Genomic DNA, 3,826 nt, shown 5'->3' on the forward strand with positions numbered 1-3,826 from the left:
CACCAAGGAACTCGGGATTGGCCCAGAGCTGACGCATGACTTTAAAAACCCATACGGGAAGGAGAATTAGAGGGTCTAAAGAAAAAATTTTTTCGCAAAAAGGGACTGGACTTCTTTTTGAAGGTATGAGACAATAGCGTGGGATTTTAATGGAAAGGGGCCCACACTATGGAAAAGCAGACTGATGAGCCGGTCCTGATATGCGGAAGATATTTTACTTTGCAGGAGTTACTTGAGATCCAGGAGACAGCGCGTATGTTTCCGAAACTGAGCCGTGCCGAGCTAGCGAATACCCTCTGTGAGAACTTGGATTGGGTAACGCCGACCGGTCAGTACAAGAAAATTTCATGCCTACAGCTTTTGGAGAAACTTGAAGGACAAGACTTTATTACCCTTCCGGCCAAGCGAGAGTACAAGAGCGGTAATAGAAAAGAGATCAGGTTTGGGCCGCGCACAGCGCCTGCTTTACTGGTTGAGGGGTTTGTCGCCGATTATGAGCCTATCTCTTTGGAGCCGGTTAGAATGGGTTCCGACTTTGAGCTCTGGAACGAGTATGTTCATCGCTATCATACCTTAGGCTACAAGCATCCTTTTGGCGCCAACCAGCGTTACTTCATTGTTTCGGGCGCCGGGCAGAAGCTGGGTTGTCTTTTATTTGCGGCGTCGGCTTGGGCGCTGGCAGCGCGTGACGAATGGATCGGGTGGACTGAAGTTGACCGTAGCCGCCGTTTGAATTTGGTACTCAACAACACCCGTTTTCTCATCTTTCCCTGGGTTCACGTAAAGAACTTGGCCAGCAAAGTCTTATCCTTAGCGGTAAAGCGCATTCGCCGTGACTGGCAAGAGCGTTATGGTTACAGCCCAGTACTTTTGGAAACATTTGTGGACACGGAAAAGTACCGTGGGCTCTCCTATCAAGCGGCAAACTGGATTCGGCTGGGTGAAACCGCCGGGCGCGGTCGGATGGACCGACACACAAAAAGGCTCCTTACCCGCAAACATATCTACGTCTATCCTTTAGTGGCCGATTTTCGCGCCTATTTAAAGGGGGAGACGGCTCATGAATAAATCGGTCCCCCCAATGCCGGCTGGTTTGAAACGCTATGAACGCAGGAGAGCACAACGGGAATTGAGGGAAGAACAAAAAAAGCAGGGGAAGCACTATCCGCCCACCGCTACGCTTCCGAACCGTAAGAGTGACTTGAAAACGGTCGACGAAGAGAAAGCGGTCGTCCAGCGGGTAACCGAAGAGCAGTTAAAAATATATGTCCAACTGTTGCCGGGGCTCCTGAAGAAACTAGCGCGCATACCCGACCCGCGAAATCCCAAGAAAACCAAACATCAAATGAGAGTGATGATGCTCTACGGGATCTTGATGTTTGTGTTTCAAAAGACCTCAAGGCGGGAAACGAATCGGACAATGACCACGCCGCAAATACTTGAAAATCTGCAGGCCGTCTTTCCGGAACTGGCGGATATGCCGCACCAGGAAACCCTGTGTCGCCTACTGGAAAAGATAGATGTAGGCCAAATCGAAACGCTCTACCTGGACATGCTGAAACGGTTGATCCGTAAGAAGACGTTTAACAACCTGCTACATAAAAAGCGCTACCTCCTAGCGGTGGATGGGACCCAAAAATATGTGATGAATGAATGCTGGGATGAGCGCTATCTTCGGCGGAGGATACGAGGCAAAGACGGTGAACACCAATATTACGCCTATGTCCTGGAAGCGGTTTTACTCTTTTCCAACGGTATGGTCCTGCCCCTAATGAGCGTATTTTTAGAGAACAGTGTGGAACTGGAGTGCATCGAAAACGACGACGAGTGGAAACAGGACTGTGAATTGAAGGCCTTTTACCGGTTGGCAAAACGACTAAAACAAGAATTTCCGAGACTCCCGTTCACCTTGCTGATGGACGGTCTGTATGCCAAGGGGCCGGTCATGGAGATCTGCTTTAAGAACAAATGGAAGTTTATGATCATGCTTAAAGACAACTTGCTGTCTTCTGTTTGGCAAGAAGCGACCGGATTGATGCGTCTGGATACCAAAGGGGAATACCGCTGTGAGCAAGAATGGCGGGGGCGAACGCAGGTATTCCGCTGGGCCAACGAGATCGAGTATGATTATGGGCTGGCCCGACTGAAGACTCTGACCGTTCATTTCGTGATGTGCGAGGAAAGCTGGGAAGAGATTGATAAAGAAGGCTGTGTGGCGCTAAAAACCGCTCGTTACGCCTGGATTTTTAGTGATCCGATTAGCCGAAAAAATGTGCATGAACATTGTAATTTGGCGGCTCGGAAACGCTGGTTACACGAGAATAATATTTTAAAAGAAAAGCATCAGGGGTACCAATACGAACACATTTTTTCACATGATTGGAACGCGATGCAGGGGTATCATTATCTTATGCATATCGCCCGCATGCTAAATGAAATGGCGCTTCATTCCATCTACCTGATAGAGCAGGTCAAAGCAGTCGGCATTCAGTCGTTCATCAAAGACTTCTACGCAGCGATGGCTTACAGGGAATTGGATCTGGAGCGGCTTCGCCGATTGAGGGAATCCCCCGGTCAACTGCGACTAGTGTACGAAGATAACTGGGAAACCGGTCGGACGGTGGCATAACAAACCAGTCCAAAAGATTAGGCAACGACCTTGCTCCGCACTATCCGTCTGTCTGCTTGAAGATGACTGGTATGATAAAATGAGGAAAAGGATTTAATTAAGGTGGTGTGCCCAGGATGAACCAATAAAAAAGTAAAACGACGATAGCAAAAAAACGTCAAATTTAGACCAAGTAAGATTTATAAATAATTTCATGCGTCAGCTCTGGGCAAAGTTGAATATGGTTGACGAATTGAAGGTAATCGTAGTCGAACTAGGAAAACTGTTACGCAGCACTATTACCTCACATAAAGAGATGGTGACAGTTGCAGAGAGCATTGCGACAATTGAAAGTTATATTAAGATCCAAAAAATCAGGTATCGAGAGCGCTTACAGGTGACAATCATGATTAGCCCCGATATTTATGACTACCACTTACCTAAACTTCTATTACAACCAATTGTGGAAAATGCCATTATTCATGGTCTTGAAAACAAGGTTGGTAAAGGAAGTTTAATGATCAATGGTCGTCGGGAAGACGATAAGCTAATTTTTGAAGTTATTGATGACGGCGTAGGAATTGAAGCGAAAAAACTTGCCTTGATTAACGCGAAAAAAGATTTATCATCCACCTCCGACAGTATCGGATTGCAGAATGTTAACCGCCGTATTCAATTGTATTATGGACCTGACTACGGTTTACAGCTGGCAAGCCAACCCGGAAGCGGAACCATCGTGACGCTTTGTCTTCCGTTATTATATAAAGGGCAGGTGATGTAAGATGCATAACGTAGTGGTAGTAGAAGATGAAGATATTGTTCGCAAAGGATTAGTAATTACCACTCCTTGGGAAGATTTTGACTGCAAAGTAATCGGAGAAGCAGAAAATGGGCTTGCCGGAATAGAATTAATCTTTAAACTAAAACCGGATATTGTTTTTACTGACATCAGAATGTCGGGGATGGATGGCTTAACCATGATCCATAATGCTCAAAAAAAGGTTAATGCCGAGTATGTGATTATCTCCGGCTATAATGAATTTGAGTACGCTAAGCGGGCTATGACCCTTGGCGTCAAAGAGTTTCTTGTTAAACCCATCGATGAACTCGAACTGGAAAAGGTCTTAGAAAGATTAATAAGCGAGATCAAAAAAAAGGAGCACCTCGAAAAGCTGCGCAAAGGAATACAAAACATCGATGACAATAAACTGTTATTCT

At 46.1% G+C, this 3,826-nt stretch carries 4 protein-coding genes; all 4 read left to right on the forward strand.

Features of this window, described 5'->3' with window-relative positions:
- Nucleotides 1–168 precede the first annotated feature (168 nt).
- Nucleotides 169–1,068: a Druantia anti-phage system protein DruA gene (locus B2633_RS16510; RefSeq protein ID WP_333593342.1), complete on the forward strand. Its 900-nt coding sequence runs from the start codon at nt 169–171 to the stop codon at nt 1,066–1,068.
- 61 nt (nt 1,069–1,129) lie between these two features.
- Nucleotides 1,130–2,629, forward strand: coding sequence for a transposase family protein (locus B2633_RS16515; protein ID WP_483171784.1), 1,500 nt, complete (start codon nt 1,130–1,132; stop codon nt 2,627–2,629).
- Between the two features lie 181 nt (nt 2,630–2,810).
- Nucleotides 2,811–3,389, forward strand: a complete 579-nt coding sequence (locus B2633_RS16520) for a sensor histidine kinase (RefSeq protein ID WP_483171786.1) — start codon at nt 2,811–2,813, stop codon at nt 3,387–3,389.
- Nucleotide 3,390: 1 nt separating this feature from the next.
- Nucleotides 3,391–3,826, forward strand: a 436-nt coding sequence (locus tag B2633_RS16525; RefSeq protein ID WP_483171785.1) for a response regulator, incomplete at its 3' end; no start/stop codon positions are given.

The sequence above is a fragment of the Syntrophomonas sp. UBA1041 genome, assembly GCF_002316705.1.
Classification (GTDB): Bacteria; Bacillota; Syntrophomonadia; order Syntrophomonadales; family Syntrophomonadaceae; genus DTU019.